Here is a 22,161-nt window from a genome sequence, read left to right as displayed (position 1 = left end):
GCTGGCTGGAGAGAGGATGGGAAGGACGGCGAGCTGACGCTCGCTTGGGAAAAAGGCCCGCCTGGCGACGTCAGCCCCGGAACACATTCTTGCGGGCGCGCAGCTCGGTGAAGACGGCGGCGGGGTCGGCACCGGCAAGGCCAAGGCGCTCGGCCATGTCCGGATCGTCGGCGCGCAGGAAGGGATTGGTCAGGCGTTCATCGCCGAACAAGGCGGGGATGGTGGGCTTGCCCTCGCGGCGCGCGGCTTCCGCCTCCGCCACCCGGCCGCGCAGGGCGCCATTGTCGGGATCGACGCTGAGCGCGAAGCGGCCGTTGGCCACCGTGTATTCATGGCCGCAATAGACGGAAAAGTCGTCGGGCAGCGCGCGCAGGCGCTGGAGCGATTGCCACAGCACCGGCGGATCGCACTCGATGGGGCGGCCGCAGCCCATGACGAACAGCGTGTCGCCGGAAAACAGCAGCCGCTCCTCGCCGAAGATATAGACCACATGGCCGGCGGTGTGGCCGGGGGTCTCCATCACGCGGCCGATCAGCGAGCCCACCGCCACCGGATCGCCGTCCACCACCTGCACGTCGATACCGGGGATGCCGTCGGCCTCCGCCTTCGGCCCTACGACGGTGGCGCCATATTGCGCCTTCACCGCCAGCACGCCGTCCACATGATCGGAATGGTGATGGGTGATGAGGATATGGGTGAGATCCCAGCCCTCCCGGTCGAGCGCCTCCAGCACCGGGGTTGCCTCGGGCACGTCCACCACGGCTGTCGCCTCGGTGAGCGGATCATGCAGCAGCACCGCATAATTGTCGCTCAGGCAGGGAATGACGCGGATTTCGAGCGGCATGAAACATCCTCCTGGGGCGGACAGGTGGGGCGCGCACATGGGCAGCTTGGCCTCATTGAGTAGCACGCCGGGGAGAGCAAGCCACCCCCGCCTCACGTCGCACTGAGATGTGGCGGAACGCGGGCTTCCGCCAGCCCTTCCACCTCAACCCCGCAGCTCTGCTATAAGAGCCCCCTGAGGAGGCCGGCGATGTTTCTGGACGTGGTGGACCTGCGCAGTTTCTACGCCCAGCCGCTGGGCGTGGTGACGCGCCGCCTGATCGGCCGTGCGGTGCGGTCGCGGTTCGATGACGTGCGCGGGCTCTCCGTCCTCGGGCTCGGCTATGCCACGCCCTATCTCGGCGTGTTCCGCGAGGAGGCGGAGCGCTGCATCGCCGTCATGCCCGCCGCGCAGGGCGTGGTGCGCTGGCCCTCCGCCGCGCCGACGCTGGCGGCGCTGGCCGACGAACTGGAACTGCCGCTGCCCAATTCCTCCATGGATCGCGTGCTCGCCGTCCACCTGCTGGAGATGACCCCCAACGCCGCCGAGGTGCTGCGCGAGGTGTGGCGCGTGCTGGCGCCGGGCGGGCGGCTGCTGGCGGTGGTGCCCAACCGCCGCAGCGTGTGGGCGCGGGTGGATACGACGCCCTTCGGCAACGGCAGCCCGTTCTCGCGCGGGCAGGTGGTGCGCCTGCTGCGCGAGGCGCTGTTCACCCCCATCGGCTGGGGCGAGGCGCTCTATGTGCCGCCCTTCTCCGGCAAGTGGCTGCTGCGCACCGCCATTCCGTGGGAGCGGGTGGGCGGGCGGCTGTCGCTGCCGTTCGCGGGCGTGCATGTGGTGGAGGCCACCAAGCAGCTCTATCGCCCGGCTCCCATCCGGCGCGGCCGCCTCTCGCCGGCACTGGAGCCCGGCCTCGTGCCTGCCGCTATGCCCGGCGGCTATGGCCGCGCCCGCGATCTGGTCCTGCCCGCCAAATAGTTGAAATCCGCAAACATTTTCGAATTTTTCGCGCCCTCGACAGGCGGCCGGGGAACGGGATAGTCCCCTGCGAGGTTCCCGGTCTGAAGCTGGGACGGAGCGGGAGCGAAAGGCATGACGGCAGACAGGCGCAAGGGCTTCGCCGGACGGCTGATCGCGGCGCTGGCGCTGGCCGTCACGCCCGTGCAGGCGGCGGACACCATCACGCTGGGCGGGCAGACCTTCGCCCGTGATGCGGAGACGGTGGACCTTGCCGGAGCAAACCTCCCCGGCCCCGTGGACCTCGCCCCGCTCAGCCGCCTCACCCGCGTGAAAACCATCTATCTCAATGATCTGGCGGTCGCGAACCTTACGCCGCTCGCCGGCCTCGCCACGCTGGAGGATCTGGACATCTCCGACACACAGGTCGGCGATCTCGCCCCGCTCAAGGGCCTGACCGACCTGAAGGTGCTGCGCGCCACCCGCACGCCGGTGGAAGACCTGTCCCCGCTCGCCGGCCTGACAGAGCTTGAGCTCCTGGACATGGCGGAAGCGCCGGTGCGCGATCTGGCGCCGCTGGCCGCCCTCACCCGGCTGCGGGACCTGCGCATCTCCGATGCCCCCATCGCCGACATCACGCCGCTGAAGGGCATGACCGGCCTCAGGAAGCTGGACCTCGTGCGCACGCAGGTCCGCGATCTCCCGGCCCTCGCCGGCATGACCGCGCTGGAGAAGGTGAGCCTGCAACAGAGCCCGGTGCGGGATCTCTCTCCGCTTGCCACTGCGCGGGGACTCAAGTGGCTGAATGCCTCCTATACGCAGGTACAGGACATCGCCCCGCTGACGGGCCTCGCCGCGCTGGAGCGGCTGGAGTTGACGGGCACGCACGTCGCCGACATCGCCCCCCTCGGCAGCATGACCGGCATGGTGAATCTGGAGATCAGCTTCACCGACGTGGCTGATATCGCGCCGCTGGCCGGGCTGAAGGGCCTGCGCGTGCTCGGCCTCGGGCGCACGGAGGTGCGGGACATCTCGCCGCTGAGAGGATTGCCGCTGCTGCGCATGGTCAGCCTGACCGGCGCCCCGGTGAGCGATCTTTCACCTCTGCGCAGCTTGCCGGCGCTGGAGGAACTGGCCGTGGGCCAGCCGCTTTCGAAGGAGAAATACCGGGCGCTGGACCCGGTGCCGGTCACGGACCTCGGCCTCGACTGGACGCGCTATCGCGGGCGGGCGGAGGTGGAGCGGTTTCTGGCGGGAGCAGCGGGGCGATGACGCCTGCTCAGAGGCCGCGCCGGGCCATGCGGCCGACCGTGTTCATGTCCCCGGAAGCATCGGCCGTCCGTAGCCCCGACACCAGATACCGGAAGGCCTCCACCGCCTTTTCCAGCACGCCGCGCGGATCCTCCGCCGCCGCGATCCAGAGCGCGGCATTGAGCGCCGCGCCATTGACCAGACGGGCCGCTGCTTCCGCATCCATGGGCCGGACGATGCCATCGTCGATCATCGCCTGAACGGCATCGGTGGTCCGGCGCAGGCAGGCGGTCTGGTTGGGCCATTGCGAGGGATCGCCCAGCACCGCCGGGCCATCCAGCAGCATGATCCGCTGGATCTCCGGCTCCAGCGACATCTCGATATAGGCGACGCCCTCGGCCACGAACGCCTGCCACGGTGTTTCCGCCTGCTCCTGCGCCACCTGCATGCGCAGCAGCATCTCCGCGTCCATCTGATCGATGACCGCCTGGAGAAGACCCTTCTTGTCACCGAAATTGTGATAGAGCGCGCCGCGCGTCAGCCCGGCCTCGGCGGTCAGCTCGTCCATGGACGCCGCCGCATAGCCCTTCTCCGCAAAGGCTTTGCGGGCCGCCCGGATGAGCTTGGCCCGTGTCTCTTCCATCATCTGCGCGCGCTTGCCGGCAGCCATCGCCGCACCCTCCAAATCACATACGCCGCGTATGTGAACTTGACATACGCATCGTATGCCCGAATATGTTCGCATACGGAGCGTATTTCAACACGCCTCCACGCACCCCATCGCCGGATGACACCATCCGCTCCACCTCAGCAACGCCCTTCGGGGCGAATGCCCCGTCATGTCTGGAAGGATCGAGAATGACCAAGCGCGACGCGATTTTCCCCGCCGGCCGTCAGGCCCTCTATGAGATCAACCGCTATTCGGCAGCCATCCGCTCGGGCGATCTGCTGTTCGTCTCGGGTCAGGTCGGCAGCCGTGAGGATGGCTCGCCGGAGCCGGTGTTCGAGACGCAGGTTGAGCTGGCCTTCGCCAATCTCGCCGCCGTACTCAAGGCCGCCGGAGCCACGCTCGACGACATCGTGGACGTGACCACCTTCCACACCGATCCGCAGAAGCAGTTCGGGGCGGTCAGCGCCGTGCGCAGCAGGATCTTCCCGCAGGCGCCCTATCCCAACTGGACGGCGGTGGGCGTGAACTGGCTGGCGGGCTTCGATTTCGAGATCAAGGTCATCGCCCGCCTGCCGCAGGCGGCGTAACCGGGCGCACAGGGGCGGAGCTGCCTCCGCCCCTCACTTGCGCGACAGCAAAAACACCGCCTGTTCGCCGAGCAGGTTCCACACCCACCACGGCAGGTTCACCCGCACCCGGTGGCCGGATGAGTCCAGCGCCACGGCGCGCTCGATGCGCGCGTCCACCGTCTCCACCAGCCCGACGAAATCGCGGATGGTGCAGAAGTGGATGTTGGGCGTCTCGTACCAAGCATAGGGCATGTTGTCGGTCACAGGCATGCGGCCGTTGACCAATATGTCGATGCGCGAGCGCCAGTGGCCGAAGTTCGGAAACGAGACCACCGCATGGCGGCCGATGCGCAGCATCTGCTCCAGCACCCAGCGCGGGCGGCGGGTGGCCTGAAGGGTCTGGGACAGGATCACATAGTCGAAGCTGTCGTCGGGGTAATGGGCAAGGTCCACGTCCGCATCGCCCTGCACGATGGCGAGCCCGCGCGCCACGCCGGCATTCACGCCCTCGCGGGACAGCTCGATGCCCCGCGCATCGCAGCCGCGCGTGGTGGCGAGCAGGTCGAGGAGTTCGCCATCGCCCGAGCCCACGTCGAGCACGCGCGAGCCGGGGGCGACCATCTCGGCCACCACCACCAGATCGACGCGCCCGCCCTGCGAGCGCACCGCGCTTTCATCCAGAACCCGGTCGCGAAAGGCCATGCTCAGCGCACCTTCGCCGCGGGCAGACCGGCCGCGCGGGCGGCGCTGTCGAGGAAGCCGCGGGCAATGTCGAACAGCACCGGCTCCTCCAGCAGGAAGGCGTCATGCCCCTTGTCGCTCTCGATCTCCGCATAGGAGACGCTGGCGCCGGAGGCGTTGAGCGCATGCACGATGGCGCGGGAATCGGCGCTGGTGAACAGCCAGTCGGAGGTGAAGGAGGCCACGCAGAAGCGCGTCTTCGACCCCCGGAAGGCATTGGCGAGCACGCCGTCATAGTCCGCCGCCAGATCGAAATAATCCATGGCGCGGGTGACATAGAGATACGAATTGGCGTCGAAGCGCTGCACGAAACTCTCGCCCTGATGGCGCAGATAGCTCTCCACCTGAAAGTCGGCGTCGAAGCCGAAGGTGGGCAGCACGCGATCCTGTAGCCGCCGCCCGAATTTCCGGTGCAGGCCCTGATCGGACATGTAGGTGATGTGCGCCGCCATGCGCGCCACCGCGAGGCCGCGATGAGGGGCGAGGCCCTGCGCCAGATAGGCGCCGCCGCACCAGTCCGGGTCCGCCATCACCGCCTGCCGGCCGACCTCGTGGAAGGCGATGTTCTGCGCCGAATGGCGCGCGGCGGTGGCGATGGGAAGGGCGCAGAACACCCGCTCGGGATAGCTCGCCGCCCATTGCAGCACCTGCATGCCGCCCATGGAGCCGCCGGCCACGCAGAACAGGCGCTCGATCCCGAGATGATCCAGCAGCATGGCCTGCGCATTCACCATGTCGCGGATGGTGACGATGGGCATCTCGAGCCCATAAGGCCGGCCGGTGGCGGGATCGGTGGAGGACGGCCCGGTGGTGCCCATGCAGCCGCCGAGCACATTGGCGCAGATGATGAAGAAGCGCTCGGTGTCGATGGGCTTGCCCGGCCCCACCAGCGTCTCCCACCAGCCCGGCTTGCCGGTCACGGGATTGAGGCTCGCCACATGCTGGTCGCCCGTCAGCGCGTGGCAGACGAGGATGGCGTTGGTGCGGTCGGCATTGGGTTGGCCGTAGGTCTGGTAGGCCACCTGAAGGTGGCGCAAATCCACGCCGGCATCGAGGCGGAGCGGCTTGTCGGCGCCGAAGCGCACCACGGGCGAGTGCGGATCATCCGCCTCGCGCCGCGCCTTCACATCATCCGGCGTCAGCAGTCCCGCCTCTTGGTGGAGCGTTTCTCCCATGCCGCATCGAAGCTATGGCGGCCGTCCGCTGTCAAGCGGGCGCGGGAGGCAGGCTTAACGGCCCTGACAGAGCGGGTCGATCTCCGGGCAGCCCAGCGAATTGCGGGTGGTATGGGGATTGGGCACCCGGCGCGTGGTGACGCTGCCGGTGGTGTCGCCATCCATCCGCTCGGCCTCGGTCGGCGGGTTCTGCGGCACCGGAACGCGCGCGCCGTTGGAATAGGTGCGCACCGTGCCGCTGCTGGGACTGGTCTCCATCAGACCGTTCTGCCGCATGTCCGGCCCCATCACCGCCTGTGCGGCGGCCGGGCGCACGAGCGCCGGCGTCATCAGCACGCCAGCGGCGAGGCCGATGAGCAGGATGGTGGAGTGTCGCGACAGATGCCGCATGGTTGAGTGCTGCCCCATGGCGCCCTCCCCTTTGCAAAATCCCGGCGGCACGCCGCCAATATCAAGCCAACACGGAGGCAGGCCGGATTGTTCCCGCCTGCAAGACGGAGAACGGAACGGGAAGACGCGGGCTCATCCGATTCGGGCGCCCTTCGTTCCATGCCCGTTCCAGCCCTTGGCCCACGTCCGTCCCGGAACGGCACACCGGTGAACAAAGCCCGATCCTGCCGGCATCAGCGATTCGGGCGTCCTTTGTTCCGCCCATGTTCATGGCCAGAGTGATGACCCCACTGGACGTGTCGCCGTGGCGTCCCGATATGGTACAGAACCTTCCCCCCCATCTCCGGACCCGCCGCCTGAATGGATGACGTCACCAAGCTCGCCGTGCTGCCGCCCCAGGTCCGGGCGCGCGGGGTCACGGCCGTGCTCGGCCCCACCAACACCGGCAAGACCCATCTGGCCATCGAGCGCATGCTCGGGCACGAGAGCGGGCTGATCGGCCTGCCGCTGCGCCTGCTGGCGCGCGAGGTCTATCAGCGCGTGGTGGAGCGGGTGGGTGCCAAGAACGTAGCGCTCATCACCGGCGAGGAGAAGATCAAGCCGAAGAACCCGCGCTACTGGGTGGCCACCGTGGAGGCCATGCCGCGCGACGTGGAAGTGAGCTTCGTCGCCATCGACGAGGTGCAGCTGGCCACCGATCTCGATCGCGGCCACGTCTTCACCAACCGCCTCCTCAACCGGCGCGGCCGGCACGAGACCATGCTGCTGGGCTCGGCCACCATGCGGCCGCTGATCCAGAAGCTGATGCCCGGCGCCGTGGTGACGGAGCGCCCCCGCCTCTCCACGCTGACGTTCGCGGGCGAGAGGAAAATCTCCCGCCTGCCCCGGCGCTCGGCCATCGTCGCCTTCTCGGCTGAGGACGTTTACGCCATCGCCGAATTCATCCGCCGCCAGCACGGCGGGGCGGCGGTGGTGATGGGCGCGCTCTCGCCGCGCACCCGCAACGCGCAGGTGGAGCTCTACCAGAGCGGCGATGTGGATTACCTCATCGCCACCGATGCCATCGGCATGGGGCTCAATCTCGACGTGGATCACGTCGCCTTCGCCTCCGACCGCAAGTTCGACGGCTGGCAGTTCCGCAAGCTCAATCCGGGCGAGATGGCGCAGATCGCCGGCCGGGCCGGCCGCGCGCAGCGCGATGGCACCTTCGGCACCACCGGCCGCTGCCCGCCGCTCGATCAGGAACTGGTGGAGCAGCTGGAGGGTCACGATTTCGAGAACGCGCGTGTGTTGCAATGGCGCAACGCGGTGCCAGACTATCGCAACGTAAAGACGTTGCTGGACAGTCTGGCTCTACCCCCGCGCGAGGAAGGACTGACCCGCGCACCCACCGGCGATGATGTCCAGGTGCTGGAAATCATGAGCCGGGAGCCCGAGGTTCTTGGCCGCGCGACCACCCCTGCGGTGGTGGAGCGGCTGTGGGACGTGTGCCAGGTGCCGGATTATCGCAAAGTTTCCCCAGGTGCCCATGCGGAGCTGATTTCCACGCTTTTTCAGCATGTCGGGACGGGTGGTCGCATCCCTGATGAGTGGTTTGCGCGTCAAATCGCCTTGACCGATCGCCCGGAAGGAGACATCGACACCCTGTCGGGTCGGATTGCGCAGGTGAGGACTCTCACCTACGTGGCCAACCGCCCTGACTGGTTGAATGACCCGGAGCACTGGCAAGGCGTCACAAGAGGGGTCGAGGACAAGCTGTCCGACGCGCTGCACGAGCGGTTGGCACAACGTTTCGTGGACCGGCGGACCAGCATGCTCATGCGGCGCCTGCGAGAGAATACGATGCTCGAGACTGAGATCAGCAAGACCGGCGATGTCACCGTGGAAGGCCATGTGATCGGCCACCTCCAGGGTTTTCAGTTCGCACCCGATCCCTCCGCCGGCGGGGAAGAGGCCAAGGCACTGCGTGCCGCCGCGCAGAAGGCGCTGGCCGGTGAGATCGAAAGCCGCGCCAACCGCCTGTCGCAGGCGGTGGACGAGGCGTTCGTGCTCACCCACGACGGCACCATCCGCTGGACCGGCGAGGCCGTTGCCAAGCTGATCCCCGGCGACGAGGTGCTCAAGCCCCGCTTCAAGATCATCGCCGACGAGCATCTCACGGGCACGCCCCGCGAGCAGGTGGAAGCCCGCCTCACGCTGTGGGTGAAGGCCCATATCGAGAAGCTGCTCGGCCCGCTGCTGAAGCTGGGCGAAGCCGAGGACATCACCGGCATCGCCCGTGGCATCGCCTTCCAGATCGTCGAATCGCTCGGCGTGCTGGAGCGCACCAAGGTGGCCGAGGAGATGAAGACCCTCGACCAGACCGCCCGTGCCGCGCTTCGCGGCTATGGCGTGCGGTTCGGCGCCCATCACATCTATCTGCCCGGCCTGCTGAAGCCCGCCCCGCGCACGCTGGCGGCGGAGCTGTACGCCCTCAAGCACGGCGGCCTGCAGCAGAAGGGGCTGGACGAGCTGCCCCATCTGGCCTCCTCCGGCCGCACCTCCATTCCGGTGGACCACGACATCCAGAAGGGCCTGTACCGGGCCGTCGGCTTCCGCGTGTGCGGCGAGCGGGCGGTGCGCGTGGACATTCTGGAGCGCCTCGCCGATCTCATCCGCCCGGCTCTGGCCTGGCGGCCCAACGCCCCCGGCCCCAAGCCGGCCGGCGCGGTGGACGGGCGCGGCTTCACGGTGACGGTCGGCATGACCTCGCTGGCCGGCTGCTCGGGTGAGGATTTCGCCTCCATCCTGAAGTCGCTGGGCTATCGCATGGAGCGCCGCGCGGCCCCGCCGCCGGAAGCCGAGATCGCCCCGGTGTCCGAGGTGGTCGCCCCCGCCGAGGCCACCGCTGCGCCGCAGGACCTTGCGCCGGCGCCGGAAGGCGCCATCGAGGCCGACCTGCTGCTGGACGTGGCCGAGGCGGCTGACGCCCCTGAAGCGGATGCGCCCGAGGCGGAAGCGCCCGCGCAGGCCGCCGAGGCCCCGAGCGTCGAGACCGAGGAAGCTGCCGCCGTCGAAGCGGAAGCGCCGGCCGAGACCGTCGTTACCGAGGACACGGCGGAAGCCGCTTCGGCGGAAACCGTCGATCCCACCGCCGCCGAGAGCGCGGCCGAAGTGGGTGCCGAAGAGGCGCCTGCCATCGGCGACGCCACCCCTGCGGAAGAGGCTGCCCCTGCGGGCGATGCCATCCCTGCGGGCGATGCCGTCTCTGCGGAAGAAGCCCTCATCGAAGTGTGGCGTCCCGGCCGTCCGCCGGGTGCCCCGCGCCGTGACGGCGCCCCCGGCCATCGCGGCCGTGGCGGCGAAAATCGCGGTGGCGATCATCGCGGCGAAGGCCGTGGCGAGGGTCGTGGACAGGGTGCCGGCGGCGAGCGTCGAGAGGGCGAACGTCAGGGTCGTCCCGGCGGCCAGCAGCGCCGGGGCCACTTCCCGGGCGGCGGCCGTCCCCAGACCGGCGAAGGCCAGTCGGGCGAACAGGGCGAGCGTCCCAACGGCGAGCGCCATGGCAACCGTCCGCCGCGCGGCGACCGCCCCTTCCGGGGTCCGCAGCGCGAGGGCGGCGAGCATCGCGGCCCTCGGCCCGAGCGCAGCGGCGACCGTCCGCCGCAGCATCAGGCCCCCCGCCGTGAGAAGCAGGCCGATCCCGACAGCCCCTTCGCCAAGCTGGCTGCGCTGAAGGCGCAGCTGGAAGCGGACAAGAAGGGCAAGTGAGGCCGAGAGCACGTCCGGGCTTGATGGCTTCGCGATCGAAGCCGGAAAACGTGCTCTGTCACAAATCCGGAGCCCGGCTCCGTGTCCGCTGACGCTTCCGGGCGTCAGCGGATCGACCGCTGGCTCTGGCACGCGCGGGTGGTTCGCACCCGCGCCGACGCTGCCGATCTGGTGCGCTCCGGCCATGTGCGGCTGGACGGCCAGCGCATCACCGGCGCCGGCCATATGGTGCGGGCCGGACAGGTGCTCACCGTTTCGCTCAATGCAGGTGTGCGCGTACTGCGTATCCGCGGCTTTGCGGAGCGGCGCGGAGATGCTACGTCAGCATCCGAGTTATTGGACGATATCACAGATGATATCGGTAAATAGCGTGCGTACGGTAGCGGCTTTGCTTGCGTCCTCAGGGCGTCTGGGCTAGTCCGGCGCGCGAAAGGGACTCCCATGGCCTACGTCGTCACCGAGAACTGCATCCTCTGCAAGTACACGGACTGTGTCGCCGTGTGCCCCGTGGATTGCTTCTACGAGGGTGAAAACATGCTCGTCATCCATCCGGATGAGTGCATCGACTGCGGCGTGTGCGAACCGGAATGCCCGGCCGAGGCGATCAAGCCGGACACCGAGCCGGGCCTTGAGAAGTGGCTGTCGCTGAACGCGGAATACGCGAAGGTGTGGCCGAACATGACCATCAAGCGCGACGCTCTGCCGGACGCGAAGGAATGGGACGGCAAGCCGGACAAGGAGCCCCTGTTCTCCCCCGAGCCCGGCACCGGCGACTGATCGCCCGCTGTCATCGAGATTGAGAAACAGCCCGGATGGCACGCGCCGTCCGGGCTGTTTTGCGTTCAGCTCGCCGGTCAGAAGCCGTCCAGCACCACCTTGCCGATGGTGCGGCCGCTCTCGATGCGGCGATGGGCCTCGGTCAGCGTCTCAACCGACAAAGCCCCGAGATGGGCGGTGGCGGTGGTCTTCAGGACGCCGTCGTCCACCAGATCCGCCACCGTGTTCAGGAGGCGGCGCTGTTCCTCGATGTCGGGTGTATTGAACAGCGGGCGGGTGAACATCAGCTCCCAGTGCACCGACAGCGCCTTGCGCTTGAAGGGCATGATGTCCAGCGTTTTGGGATCGTCGATCACCGCCATGGCGCCCTGCGGCTTCAGGGATCGCACGATGGCCGGCAGGTGCCCCTCGGTGCCGCCGAGCGCAGCCACATAGTCCACCTCGGGAATGCCGATGGCTTTCAGGCCCTCGTCCAAAGGCTGGCGATGGTCGATCACATGATGCGCGCCCTGCTTGAGGCACCACTCCACGCTCTCCGGCCGCGAGGCGGTGGAAATGACCGTAAGGCCGGTGAGCCGACGGGCGAGCTGGGTGAGGATGGAGCCGACACCACCCGCCCCGCTGACGATGAGCAGGGAGCCGGAGGCCGACTTGTCGCCGAAGGGCACGCGCAGACGGTCGAACAGCAGTTCCCAGGCGGTGATGGAGGTCAGCGGCAGCGCCGCCGCATCCGCAAAGCCCAGCGTCTTCGGCTTGCGGCCGACGATGCGTTCGTCCACCGCCTGCAGTTCCGCATTGCTGCCCGCCCGGTCGATGACGCCGGCATAGGCCACTTCGTCGCCCACCTTGTAGCCGGTGACGTCCGGCCCCACGGCCTCCACCACGCCGGCGGCGTCGAAGCCCAGGATGCGGGTCTGGCCGGCCTCGGGCGCGGCGCCCGCGCGCAGCTTCATGTCCACCGGGTTCACGGACAGCGCCTTCACGCGCACCAGCAGGTCCCGCGGGCGCAGGGTCGGGGTGGGGGCGTCGAACGCCAGGAAGGGGCCGTCCGCAGTCAGCGGGCCGGGGGTCGCGTAGCCGATGGCCTTCACGTTCTCATCTCCTCGCTCCGGCGGCGCGGTGCCGCCTGCATGGCCGGACACTCGCCCCTTGCGATCAAAATGAGAAACGCATAGTTCTAATCGCATCTAGCTGATGGGCTAATAGATGCGTCTCGATCTCGACATGGACCTCATGCGGGCCTTCGTGGCCGTGGCCGATACGGGCAGCTTCACCGCCGCCGCCGAGGTGGTGGGCCGCACCCAGTCCGCCGTCAGCCAGAAGATATTGCGGCTGGAGGAGCAGTTGGGCGTGCGCGTGTTCTCGCGCACCAGCCGCACCCTCTCCCTGACGCAGGACGGCCATCGGCTGATGCCTTCCGCCCGCGCGCTGCTGTCGCTGAATGACGAGACGGTGCGCCTGTTCCGCACGCCGCAGGTGGAAGGCACCATCCGCCTCGGCGTGGCGGACGACTTCATGCCCCACCAGCTGCCCGGCCTGCTCGCCCGCTTCGGCCGGCAGCATCCCGGCATCCATATCGCGCTGACCACGGGCATGAGCTGCGATCTCATCGCCGCCCGCAGCGAGGGCCAGTTGGACCTTGCCATCATCAAGCGCGGCACGGCGGCGCCGGACGGGCGCCTGCTGTGGCGCGAGCCCATGGTGTGGATCGCGCCCGAAGGCTTCACGCCGGATACCAGCCGCCCCATCCCGCTGGTGGTGCTGCCGCCACCCTGCTCCTACCGGGGCATCGCCGAGGAGGCGCTGGCCGGCCACGGCTGGAGCGCAACCGTCACCTGCACCGCCAGCAGCCTCATGGGCATTCAGGGCGCGGTGCGCGGCGGGCTGGGCGTGACCGTGCTCGGCCGCTCCTTCGCCATCGACGGGCTCGACATGTTCACCCCGGCCGAGGGCTGGCCGGCATTGCCGGACATGGAGATCGCCCTTCTGGGCGAGGACGATACCCCCGCCGACCTCGCCGAGCCGCTGGTGACGTTCCTCACCGAGACGCTGGCGGTGCCGCGCCTGCGGGTGGTTGCCTGATCAGGAGCAACTGACTGCGCGGAGCAGGAAGCTTGCCCGGAACTTGCGCAGTCGAGCGCCTTACTCTTGCGCCATGGCGTGTCTAATATATCGCTGACAGGTTCCGTTTTTTGCAGGATGCCGCTTGTGACGTCCATACCGCCACGGTTTCAATCCCTGCCCTCTTCCGCGCATTCTCCCCGGGGCTTCGACAGCGGCCTGCGCATGCTGGCCGCTGCCGCCGGTCACGACATGCTGGCGGATGCCCTCACGCGTGTGCCGCTGGTGCGGATGCCGCCGGTCATCGTCAATTACGGCTCCGCCCACGGCACCCACACGCTGGCTCCCATCGGCCAGGCCATCGGCACCCTGCGGGACCGCATCGGGCCGGGGGCGCCCATCGCCGTGATCCATGCGGACCAGCCGGAAACCGACTTCTCGCATCTCTTCACCCTGCTGCGCGACCATCCGGACGCCCAGATGCAGACCGACCCGGAGGTCTATCCGTTCGCGGTGGGGCGCTCTCTGTTCGGCCCCCTGCTGTCGCCGGACACCGCCACCATCGGCTGGTCGTCCTTTGCCGTGCACTGGCTCAGCGCCCTGCCGAAGGGCCCCATCGGGCACGTGTGGGGCGACATGGCGGCACCGGCCATGCGGCGGGCCTTCGCCCAGCGGTCGGCGGAAGACTGGCAGGCCTTCCTGCTCCATCGCGCGCGCGAACTGGTGCCTGGTGGCTGCCTCGTGGTGGTCCAGCCCATCACCCAGGGCAATGGCGAGCCCAACCTGCGCGTGCTCATGGGCTGGCTGCAGCGCGAGCTGGAGGACATGGCGGCGGACGGCATGATCGGCGCCACCGAATTCTCCGGCATGACCATCCCGGTGCATGACCGCACCGCGCAGGACATACTGAGCGCCTTCACCGAGGGCCGCTTCCGGTCCCTCACCATCCTCGCCGAGGAAACCCGCGACCTGCCCGACCCCTATTGGGCCGCCTATGCCGGCACGTCCGACGTGCAGGCGCTGTCGGCGGGTTACATCAGCTTCGTGCAGACCGCCTTCATGCCCTCGCTGCTGCGGGCGCTGGATCCCGGCCGCACCGATGCCTTCGCCCGCGCCTTCTCCGGGCGACTTCTCGCCGGCCTCCGGCAGCGGGTTCTGGAAGCGCCGCAGGCGCTCGCCTCTCCCCTCGCCACCCACGCGCTGCTGCTGCAGAAAGACCTCTGAGGCGGCTCAGAGCCCGTTTGGGAAATCGGCGGCGGAGGGCCGTCGCGGGATTTTCGGTGATCCGGCAGGAGAAAATGCAGCCCCGATGCCGCGCATCGGGGCAAGTTTGCGACGCACCGGGCGCCGGAAAGACCCGGCGGACCGACCCGTCCGACTTTTCCAAACGGGCTCTCAGGGCTGCGCCGGTTCGGGCAGGGGGCGAGCGGCGGCCAGCGCATCCATGCGCGCCCGCTCCTTCTGGAAGGCGCCGGCCATGTCGCCGGAGAGCATGCGCCCGCCCGCCAGCTTCACGCGGGTGGGATCGGCATAATGGCCGTTGATCCGAAGCTCATAATAAAGATGCGGTCCGGTGGAGAGGCCTGTGGAGCCCACGAAGGCCACCGTCTGCCCCTGCCGCACCCGCTGGCCGACCTTCAGGCCTGAGGGAAAGCCCTCCACATGGGCATAGGTGGTCTCGTAGCCGCCGTCATGCTTCACGCGGACATATTTTCCGTAGCCGCCCTCATAGTCGATCTTCTCCACCACCCCGTCGCCCGCCGCCACGATGGGCGAGCCCGCCGGCCCGGTGTAATCCACGCCATTGTGGAAGCGGCGATCGTGCAGGATGGGATGGATGCGCCAGCCGAAGCCGTCATTGAGCCGGCCCTTGGCGAAAGGCTTGCGCAGCAGCAGCTTCGTCACCGAATGGCCGGTGGCATCGTAATAATCCACCGCACCGTCGTCGGGTGTCCTGAAGCGATAATAGCGGCGGACCCTGCCATCCACGGTGAGCGCCGCGAACACCACCTCCTGCCGGAACGCCTCGGCGCGGCTGTCGCCGGGCTCGGGCGGGGCATAGACCAGATCGAGGCCATCGGCGGCGCTGAGCGACGTATCAAGATCCATGTCGTTGCCGGCGAGGCGCACCAGCTCGTCCACCAGTTCTTCGTCCAGCACATGGGCGTCGGCGAGCCGGTAGAGCGCATCGCGCACCGACACGCCGTCCAGCACCGCCGGGTCCACGGCCTCGGGATCACCGGCGGCAGCGGCGGGGATGGGCGCGGCGGCGGCGAGCGGCACATAGGCGCCGGCATCGGTGGCTACCAGCGCCGCCAGCGTCGCACCGCCGCGCGCAAGGCGCACCTTGAGCGGGCGCGGATGCGCGACGATGCCGGACGTGGGCGCGTGCGCTTCGCCTTCGGTGGGCTCGGAGAGGACGATCTCCTCGCCCCCCGCCAGCGCGGTGCGCGCGCGTCCCGCCGCCCGGCGCAGGCCGGTGGCGAGAAGCTGGGCGTCCTCGGTGTCGATGCCGGCGGCGCGCAGCATATCCTCCGGCGTGTCGCCGGATTTCGCCACCAGCACCCGCTCGGCCACCTGAGGCCGGCTTTCCGCCTTCTCCAGCACGGAGATGTTCACCGGCTCACCAATGGCGCTGGTGTCGTTCTCGAACATGGGGAAGCTGGAGGGTGGCGGCGGGGCCGGCACCGCGAGCGGGGCGGACACCGAGGCGCCATGCAGGATTTCCGGCGGCAGGCCGTGGGCTGGCACAGGCGGCGGGGCGAAGCCCAGCGCGGGAGAGGGCGGCGGCGGCGCGGGCTGCCGGTGGGCCATGGCGCCGAGCGCGGCATCGGCCACCGCCTGCGCAGCCGCCACCTGCGTGTGCGCGCCCCGATGCCCGACGCGCCGGGCCTGCGCCACCTCGGCGCGGGAAGGCATGGCGTCCGCCATGGGCGGAGGCACGTCGTCCGCATCCGGCGGCCCGGCATCGGCGGGCGGCGGCGGGCGGTTGCCTGCGGGCAGATCGGCGGTGGCCGCCACCACCGCGCCGAGCCTGGCCGCCACATGGGTGAAGGCGTGCATGCCGGAGGCGGTGAGCTGCTCCACCTTCAGCTCGCGCTTGAGGTCGCGCCGCGTCTCGCGGGCCGCCGCCGTATGCAGGCGGTCGCCGCGCGGCTTGTCGCCTCCTGACCTGTGGTTCATGAGGCGCGCGGCGAGGATGGGGCGGGAGACGTGGCGGCTCTGACGGTCGATGGCGGCGAACAGAGCGCCGCACATCAGCGCCACCGCCACCGTGCCCATAAGCCCCGTGGCGGAGAGCCAGCGCCGGTTGAAGCGGCTACGCTGCGGCCGGCTGCCGGCCTCGCTGTGCTCCTGCCCGTCGAGCCCCAGCGGCGCGCCATCGCCCAGCAGGCCGAGCGGCGACGCGCCCGCAAGGACCGGGGCAACGAGACGGGTGCGCACCGCCATCTAGAGGGCCGTCATGGTGAGAGGGCCCATGCGAGACGGGCCGTTGTGCCCCTTCCCCAACCCTTCCCCGCAGGCGGGAGAGGGGCTCTGTCGCGCCATCGGTGATGGCACGCCGGAACGCCGGGAGGGCAGGCACGCCCGGAAGGAGGCGGACCATCGCCCTGAAATCCGGCCCGCATCGGGCCGGCTGAAAGTCACACGCGGTCGGGCGGCGGCGCGGGTGCGCGACGGGGCGAAGCGCATCGGCATGGCTGTCCGCTGCCTGTCCATTGCGTCCACGTCCTTCATCGCTGGAGCCGCCCCCTGGCCAGCCCGAAAGCTCAGCCGGGGCGCAAGGCGCCATTGCAATGTGGCGTCCGTGGGGCCTCCCTAGCGGCATCCGCAGGGGCATCCGCCCTTCTGCCGCAAGGTTTTGCAAGGTTCCGGCCCCGCCCCGCACCGGCCGCTCCCGTCCCGGCCCCGCATGGGCTAGAGTGCAGCCACTTTGCAGCGTGGAGCCCGCCATGAGCTGGATGCCCTCCTCCGACCCCGTCCTTGGCGATGCCCGCTCCTGCGACGCGCTCGATCTCGTGATCGTGCCCCGCGTGCGCGATCTCGGCGACGGCTTCCGCGTGCGCCGCGCGCTGCCGCACGGCAAGCGGCAGATGGTCGGCCCCTTCATCTTCTTCGATCACATGGGCCCCGTGCAGTTCCTGCCCGGCACCGGGCTCGACGTGCGCCCGCATCCGCATATCGGCCTTGCCACCGTCACCTATCTGTTCGACGGCCGCATCCTCCATCGCGACAGCGAGGGCAATGCGCTGGAGATCACTCCCGGCGCCATGAACCTCATGACCGCCGGGCGCGGTATCACCCATTCCGAGCGCTCCCCCGTGGAGGCACGCACGGGCACGCAGACCATGGGCGGCATCCAGAGCTGGATCGCCCTGCCGCGCGACAAGGAGGAGATCGACCCCTCCTTCCAGCATTTCGCCGCCGGCGACCTGCCGATCATCGAGGATTGCGGCATCACCACGCGGCTGATCGCAGGTTCGGCCTATGGCGCCCGCTCGCCGGTCTCCATGACATCGGACTGGCTCTATGCGGAAGTGCTGCTGGATGCGGCGGCGCAGATCCCCTTCGATGCCGACACGGAGGAGCGCGCGGTCTATGTGGCCGACGGGCAGGTGGAGATCGCGGGCGAAACGTTCGAGGGGCCGCGCCTGCTGATCTTCCGCCCCGGCGACCGCATCACCATCCGCGCTCTGACCTATACGCGCCTGATGCTGCTGGGCGGCACCGCGCTGGAGGGGCCGCGCTACATCTGGTGGAACTTCGTCTCCTCCCGCAAGGAGCGGATCGAGGATGCCAAGCAGGACTGGAAGACCGGCCGCTTCGGCAAGGTGCCTGATGAGAGCGAGTTCATCCCGCTGCCGGAATAGCTGATCCCTGAAACACTCCAGCTCATTGATAGAGCATGTCCGGGGCCGCCATGTGCAAGAGGGAGAGACCCATGCGAGACCTGCCCATCAAGCTGTCTGCCGGCGTGTCCCCGGACACCTCGCGCGGGCAGGAGCTGTTGCCGATCACCCATCCGGAGGAAGTGAAGGCGGCGTGGGAGTTCCGCATCGGCATCTTCCGCATCGGCGCGAGCGCCCGCTGCACGCCGGCCGGCATTGTCTGCGCCGGCATCACCACCGCCGCCATCCTGCTGGCGGTGAGCGCCGTCATCCGCGCGCAGAGATCGTAGAGGCCGGCCGGCGGCAAATCGCCCCGAGGGTGGCGATTTCAGGCCCCATTGCGTTCGATCAATTGACTGACTGACCCGTCAGTCATACGATGTGGCATGCAGAACCTGACCCGACGCGCGCTCGACAAGGCGGCGCGCCGCGCCGACATTCTGGCCGCCGCCCTCACCGTGTTCGCCGCCAACGGCTTCGCCAGCGCGCGACTGGACGATGTGGCGCGCGAGGCGGGCATCGCCAAGGGCACGCTCTATCTCTATTTCGCCGACAAGCAGGCGCTGTTCGAAGGGCTCATCAAGGAGAACCTCGCCCCCATCCCGGTCATGGCGGACGATGTGATCTCCATCTTCGAGGACACAACAGAAAACCTCATCCGCGCGCTCGCCGGCATGCTGCTCGCCCGCATCCAGACGCCGGACGTGCGGCAGGTGATGCAGCTGATGATCGCCGACGGCTACCGCTTCCCGGAGCTGGTGGCCTTCCATTATCGAGAAGTGGTCACGCCCGGCCTCGCGGCCATCACCGCCATCGTGAAACGCGGCATCGCACGCGGCGAGATCCGCGATACGCCGGAGAGCGCGGCGCTCCTGCGCCATCCGCAGATGCTGTTCGCCCCTTTCCTGACCATCGTGGTCTGGAACATGACCTTTCATGAGATCGCGCCGCTCGACGAACACCAGTTCGCCGAAGACTACATCACCCTGCTGCTGGGCGGCCTCAGGGCGGGAGAACAGGCGTGATGCGTATCCGTCTCCGCGTCCTCCCCCTCGCCTTGTCGCTCGCCGCCGCACTGGCGCTCGCCGGCTGCGGCGAAAGCACGCCTCGTACCTTCTCCGGCTATGTGGAGGGCGATCTCCTCTATATCGGCCCGCAGGAGGCCGGGCGGGTGACGCGGCTCGACGTGAAGGAGGGCACCCGCGTGCCCGCCGGCAGCGTGCTGGCGCTGCTGGAGGACGACGTCCAGAAAGCGGACCTCGCCGCCGCGCAGGCGTCCCTCGCCGAGGCACAGGCACGGCTCGACAAGGCCAAGGCCGCCGTGCAGCGGCCGGAGGACATCGCCGTGCTTCAGGCCGGCGAGCGTCGCGCCGCCGCCGCCCTCGACCTGTCGCGCATCGAGCTGGACCGCCAGAAGGCGCTCGCCCCGCGCGGCGCGTCCTCGCAGGCCAATCTCGACAGCGCCCAGCATACCTACGACCAGAACCAGGCCAGCCTCGACGAGGTGCGCCGCCAGATCGACGCCGGCCGCATCGCCTCGCGCGAGGAGGACATCGCCGCCGCGCAGGCCAGCGTGCGCAGCGCGACCGCCAATGCGGACGCGGCCGCCATCCGCCTTGCCCGCCGCACCCTCCTCACCCCGCAGGATGGTCAGGTGCAGACGCTCTATTACCGCGTGGGCGAGCTGGTGCCGGAGGGGCGCCCCGTCGTCTCCGTGCTGCCGCCGGGCCTCGTGAAGGTGCGTTTCTTCGTACCCGAAGCGCAGCTGCCGCAGATGAAACCCGGCCAGAGCGTCACCGTCGCCTGCGACGGCTGCCAGCCCATCACGGCCGACATCTCCTTCATCTCCGACAGCGCGGAATATACGCCGCCAGTGATCTACAGCCGCGAGGAGCGGGCGAAGCTCGTCTATCTGGTGGAAGCCCGCCCGCGCGATCCCGCACTCGCCCGCCCCGGCCAGCCGGTCACGGTCTCGCTGGGCGCCGCGCCGCCGGACGCGCGGCCATGAGCATGCCCGGCCCGGAGGTCGCCATCGAGGTGGAGGGCCTCAGCAAGAAGTTCGGCGACCACGTGGTGGTGGACAACCTCACCATGCGGGTGCGCAAGGGCCAGATCTACGGCTTCCTCGGCCCCAACGGCTCGGGCAAGACCACCACCATCCGCATGCTCTGCGGCCTACTGACGCCCGATGCCGGGCGCGGCACCTGCCTCGGCCTCGACATCCTGACCAAGGCGCGCGAGATCCGGCAGCATGTGGGCTACATGACGCAGAAATTCTCGCTCTACACGGACCTTTCCGTGCGCGAGAACCTGGAGTTCGTGGCCCGGCTCTACAGCGTGCCGCACCCTGAGGATGCGGCGCAGGAGGCCATCAAACGGCTCGGCCTGGAAGGACGCGGCAAGCAGCTGGCGGGCGATCTGTCCGGCGGCTGGAAGCAGCGGCTGGCGCTGGGCGCCTGCATCCTGCCCTCGCCGCAACTGCTTCTGCTGGATGAGCCCACGGCGGGCGTCGACCCGCAGGCCCGGCGCGAATTCTGGGCGCAGATCCACGATCTGGCCGCAGACGGCCTCACCGTGCTGGTCTCCACCCATTACATGGACGAGGCCGAGCGCTGCCACGAGATCGCGTACATCGCCTATGGCCACCTGCTGGCGCAGGGCACGGTGGCGGAGGTGATCGCCGGCTCCGGCCTCGTGACCTATGTGGTGGAGGCGACCCGCGAGGCGCACACCCCCGGCGCAACGCTGGCCGCCATCGGCAAGGCGCTGGCGGACGACCCGGCCGTGGCGATGGTCGCGCCCTTCGGCGTCAGCCTGCATGTCTCCGGCCATGACGCGGCCGCGCTGGAGGCAGCCATCTCGCCCCACCGGACCGAGGCGGGCGTCGTCTGGCGACAGGAAACGGCCACGCTGGAAGACGTGTTCATCGACCTGATGCAGCGCTCGAAGGACAACATGTCATGAGCGCCGCCACAGAGGTCTCCGGCTTTGTGCGGCGGGTCACCGCCATGGTGCGCAAGGAGTTCATCCAGCTCCGCCGCGACCGGGTGACGTTCGCCACCATGATCATGATCCCGCTGCTGCAACTGGTGCTGTTCGGCTATGCCATCAACACCACGCCGCGCCATCTGCCCACCGCCGTCTTCGTGCACGAGAACACAGGCGCAAGCCGTGCCATCCTCGCGGCGCTGAAGAACACCGCGTTCTTCACCATCGACCACGAGCCGCAAAGCGAGGCCGAGGCGGAATATCTCGTGCGCAGCGGCAAGGTGCTGTTCCTCGTCGAGATCCCCGCCGGCTTCGAACGCTCGCTCAGGCGCGGCGAGACGCCGCAACTGCTGGTGGCGGCGGATGCCACCGACCCGGTGGCGGCGGGCAATGCGCTCTCCTCCCTCTCCGGCATCGTCACCACTGCGCTGAAACGCGAACGCTTCGTGGATGAAGCCGGCAGCCAGCCGTTCGAGATCGTGCAGCACCGGCGCTACAATCCCGCCGGCACATCGCAGCTCAACATCGTGCCCGGCCTGCTCGGCACCATCCTCACCATGACCATGCTCATCTTCACCGCCCTCTCGGTGACGCGGGAGATCGAGCGCGGCACCATGGAGAGCCTGCTCTCCATGCCCATCCACCCGGTGGAGATCATGCTCGGCAAGATCATCCCCTATGTGGCGGTGGGCATCTTCCAGGGGGTGCTGATCCTCGGTGCCGGCATGCTGCTGTTCGACGTGCCGCTGGAGGGCAGCCTCGCGCTGCTCTCGCTGGCGACCCTGCTGTTCATCACCGCCAACCTTGCCACCGGCTACACCTTCTCCACGCTGGCGCAGAACCAGCTGCAGGCGGTGCAGATGACCTTCATGTATTTCCTGCCCAACATCCTGCTGTCGGGCTTCATGTTCCCGTTTGCCGGCATGCCGGTGTGGGCGCAGTGGCTGTCGGAGACCTTCCCCCTCACCCACTACCTGCGCATGGTGCGCGGTATCCTGCTGAAGGGCGCCAGCTTCGCCGACCTGCAAACGGACTTTCTCGTTCTCATCGGCCTGATGCTGGCCGCCATGGCCATTGCGGTGGCCCGTTTCCGTCAGACGCTGGACTGATCCGCGGCCGG

Annotated in this window: 21 protein-coding genes; 14 read left to right on the top strand and 7 right to left on the bottom strand. The window is 69.0% G+C overall.

The features are described from left to right. Positions 1-70: 70 nt before the first annotated feature. Complete coding sequence (gene gloB / locus IEW24_RS23150) at positions 71-844, bottom strand: hydroxyacylglutathione hydrolase (protein ID WP_188583136.1); 774 nt, start codon at positions 842-844, stop codon at positions 71-73. Positions 845-1,033: 189 nt separating this feature from the next. Here gloB and IEW24_RS23145 point away from each other — a divergent pair, with 189 nt between their 5' ends. Both IEW24_RS23145 and IEW24_RS23140 read left to right on the top strand, forming a co-directional pair. Continuing rightward, a complete protein-coding gene (locus tag IEW24_RS23145) occupies positions 1,034-1,801 on the top strand; it encodes a class I SAM-dependent methyltransferase (protein WP_188583134.1) in 768 nt (255 codons plus the stop codon). A 114-nt stretch (positions 1,802-1,915) separates the two neighbouring features. Then, complete coding sequence (locus IEW24_RS23140) at positions 1,916-3,052, top strand: leucine-rich repeat domain-containing protein (protein WP_188583132.1); 1,137 nt, start codon at positions 1,916-1,918, stop codon at positions 3,050-3,052. Between the two features lie 7 nt (positions 3,053-3,059). Here the strand turns inward: IEW24_RS23140 and IEW24_RS23135 are convergent, their stop codons facing one another. Then, positions 3,060-3,701 carry a TetR/AcrR family transcriptional regulator gene (locus IEW24_RS23135; protein WP_188583131.1) on the bottom strand — a complete coding sequence of 214 codons (642 nt, stop codon included), beginning with the start codon at positions 3,699-3,701 and terminating at the stop codon, positions 3,060-3,062. Between the two features lie 188 nt (positions 3,702-3,889). On the opposite strand from IEW24_RS23135, the gene IEW24_RS23130 reads away from it, so the two are divergent. Next, complete coding sequence (locus IEW24_RS23130) at positions 3,890-4,288, top strand: RidA family protein (RefSeq protein ID WP_188583129.1); 399 nt, start codon at positions 3,890-3,892, stop codon at positions 4,286-4,288. A gap of 33 nt (positions 4,289-4,321) precedes the next feature. Here the strand turns inward: IEW24_RS23130 and metW are convergent, their stop codons facing one another. Genes metW through IEW24_RS23115 form a run of 3 tightly spaced genes read right to left on the bottom strand, consistent with a single transcriptional unit; the run spans position 4,322 to position 6,594 of the window. After that, positions 4,322-4,972, bottom strand: a complete 651-nt coding sequence (metW, locus tag IEW24_RS23125) for a methionine biosynthesis protein MetW (RefSeq protein ID WP_188583128.1) — start codon at positions 4,970-4,972, stop codon at positions 4,322-4,324. 2 nt (positions 4,973-4,974) lie between these two features. Next, the gene (gene metX, locus IEW24_RS23120; protein WP_188583126.1) at positions 4,975-6,186 is read right to left on the bottom strand and encodes a homoserine O-acetyltransferase MetX; all 1,212 of its coding nucleotides are present in this window, start codon (positions 6,184-6,186) and stop codon (positions 4,975-4,977) included. A 54-nt stretch (positions 6,187-6,240) separates the two neighbouring features. Then, positions 6,241-6,594, bottom strand: a complete 354-nt coding sequence (locus IEW24_RS23115) for a hypothetical protein (RefSeq protein ID WP_188583124.1) — start codon at positions 6,592-6,594, stop codon at positions 6,241-6,243. 342 nt (positions 6,595-6,936) lie between these two features. On the opposite strand from IEW24_RS23115, the gene IEW24_RS23110 reads away from it, so the two are divergent. From IEW24_RS23110 to fdxA, 3 genes are all read left to right on the top strand, one after another. Beyond that, positions 6,937-10,326: a helicase-related protein gene (locus IEW24_RS23110; RefSeq protein WP_188583122.1), complete on the top strand. Its 3,390-nt coding sequence runs from the start codon at positions 6,937-6,939 to the stop codon at positions 10,324-10,326. 81 nt (positions 10,327-10,407) lie between these two features. Continuing rightward, a complete protein-coding gene (locus tag IEW24_RS23105; protein ID WP_188583120.1) occupies positions 10,408-10,695 on the top strand; it encodes an RNA-binding S4 domain-containing protein in 288 nt (95 codons plus the stop codon). Between the two features lie 72 nt (positions 10,696-10,767). Next, positions 10,768-11,103, top strand: a complete 336-nt coding sequence (gene fdxA, locus IEW24_RS23100; RefSeq protein ID WP_188583118.1) for a ferredoxin FdxA — start codon at positions 10,768-10,770, stop codon at positions 11,101-11,103. A 77-nt stretch (positions 11,104-11,180) separates the two neighbouring features. Here the strand turns inward: fdxA and IEW24_RS23095 are convergent, their stop codons facing one another. Then, positions 11,181-12,194 carry a zinc-binding alcohol dehydrogenase family protein gene (locus IEW24_RS23095; RefSeq protein WP_188583305.1) on the bottom strand — a complete coding sequence of 338 codons (1,014 nt, stop codon included), beginning with the start codon at positions 12,192-12,194 and terminating at the stop codon, positions 11,181-11,183. Between the two features lie 115 nt (positions 12,195-12,309). Here IEW24_RS23095 and IEW24_RS23090 point away from each other — a divergent pair, with 115 nt between their 5' ends. Together IEW24_RS23090 and IEW24_RS23085 are read left to right on the top strand one after the other, a co-directional pair. Next, on the top strand, positions 12,310-13,185 hold the full coding sequence (locus IEW24_RS23090) for a LysR family transcriptional regulator (protein ID WP_188583116.1): 876 nt from the start codon (positions 12,310-12,312) through the stop codon (positions 13,183-13,185). 204 nt (positions 13,186-13,389) lie between these two features. Then, a complete protein-coding gene (locus IEW24_RS23085) occupies positions 13,390-14,388 on the top strand; it encodes a class I SAM-dependent methyltransferase (protein ID WP_188583114.1) in 999 nt (332 codons plus the stop codon). A gap of 171 nt (positions 14,389-14,559) precedes the next feature. Here the strand turns inward: IEW24_RS23085 and IEW24_RS23080 are convergent, their stop codons facing one another. Next, a complete protein-coding gene (locus IEW24_RS23080; RefSeq protein WP_188583111.1) occupies positions 14,560-16,614 on the bottom strand; it encodes a M23 family metallopeptidase in 2,055 nt (684 codons plus the stop codon). A gap of 503 nt (positions 16,615-17,117) precedes the next feature. Here IEW24_RS23080 and IEW24_RS23075 point away from each other — a divergent pair. The 6 genes from IEW24_RS23075 to IEW24_RS23050 all read left to right on the top strand — a co-directional run bounded on the left by IEW24_RS23075 (position 17,118) and on the right by IEW24_RS23050 (position 22,150). Then, entirely contained in the window at positions 17,118-18,035 is a 918-nt protein-coding gene (locus tag IEW24_RS23075) for a pirin family protein (protein ID WP_188583110.1), read from the top strand. A 71-nt stretch (positions 18,036-18,106) separates the two neighbouring features. Next, positions 18,107-18,343, top strand: coding sequence for a hypothetical protein (locus IEW24_RS23070; protein ID WP_188583108.1), 237 nt, complete (start codon positions 18,107-18,109; stop codon positions 18,341-18,343). 96 nt (positions 18,344-18,439) lie between these two features. Further along, positions 18,440-19,078, top strand: a complete 639-nt coding sequence (locus IEW24_RS23065; RefSeq protein WP_188583106.1) for a TetR/AcrR family transcriptional regulator — start codon at positions 18,440-18,442, stop codon at positions 19,076-19,078. Next, positions 19,078-20,061, top strand: a complete 984-nt coding sequence (locus IEW24_RS23060) for an HlyD family secretion protein (protein WP_188583104.1) — start codon at positions 19,078-19,080, stop codon at positions 20,059-20,061. The genes IEW24_RS23065 and IEW24_RS23060 overlap by 1 nt, the downstream gene beginning before the upstream one ends. After that, positions 20,058-21,017: an ABC transporter ATP-binding protein gene (locus tag IEW24_RS23055; protein ID WP_188583102.1), complete on the top strand. Its 960-nt coding sequence runs from the start codon at positions 20,058-20,060 to the stop codon at positions 21,015-21,017. The genes IEW24_RS23060 and IEW24_RS23055 overlap by 4 nt, the downstream gene beginning before the upstream one ends. Beyond that, entirely contained in the window at positions 21,014-22,150 is a 1,137-nt protein-coding gene (locus IEW24_RS23050; RefSeq protein WP_188583100.1) for an ABC transporter permease, read from the top strand. The genes IEW24_RS23055 and IEW24_RS23050 overlap by 4 nt, the downstream gene beginning before the upstream one ends. Positions 22,151-22,161: the final 11 nt, after the last annotated feature.

It is taken from the genome of Azorhizobium oxalatiphilum, assembly GCF_014635325.1.
GTDB classification, from domain to species: domain Bacteria; phylum Pseudomonadota; class Alphaproteobacteria; order Rhizobiales; family Xanthobacteraceae; genus Azorhizobium; species Azorhizobium oxalatiphilum.
This window is presented reverse-complemented; position numbering and strand designations above follow the sequence as displayed.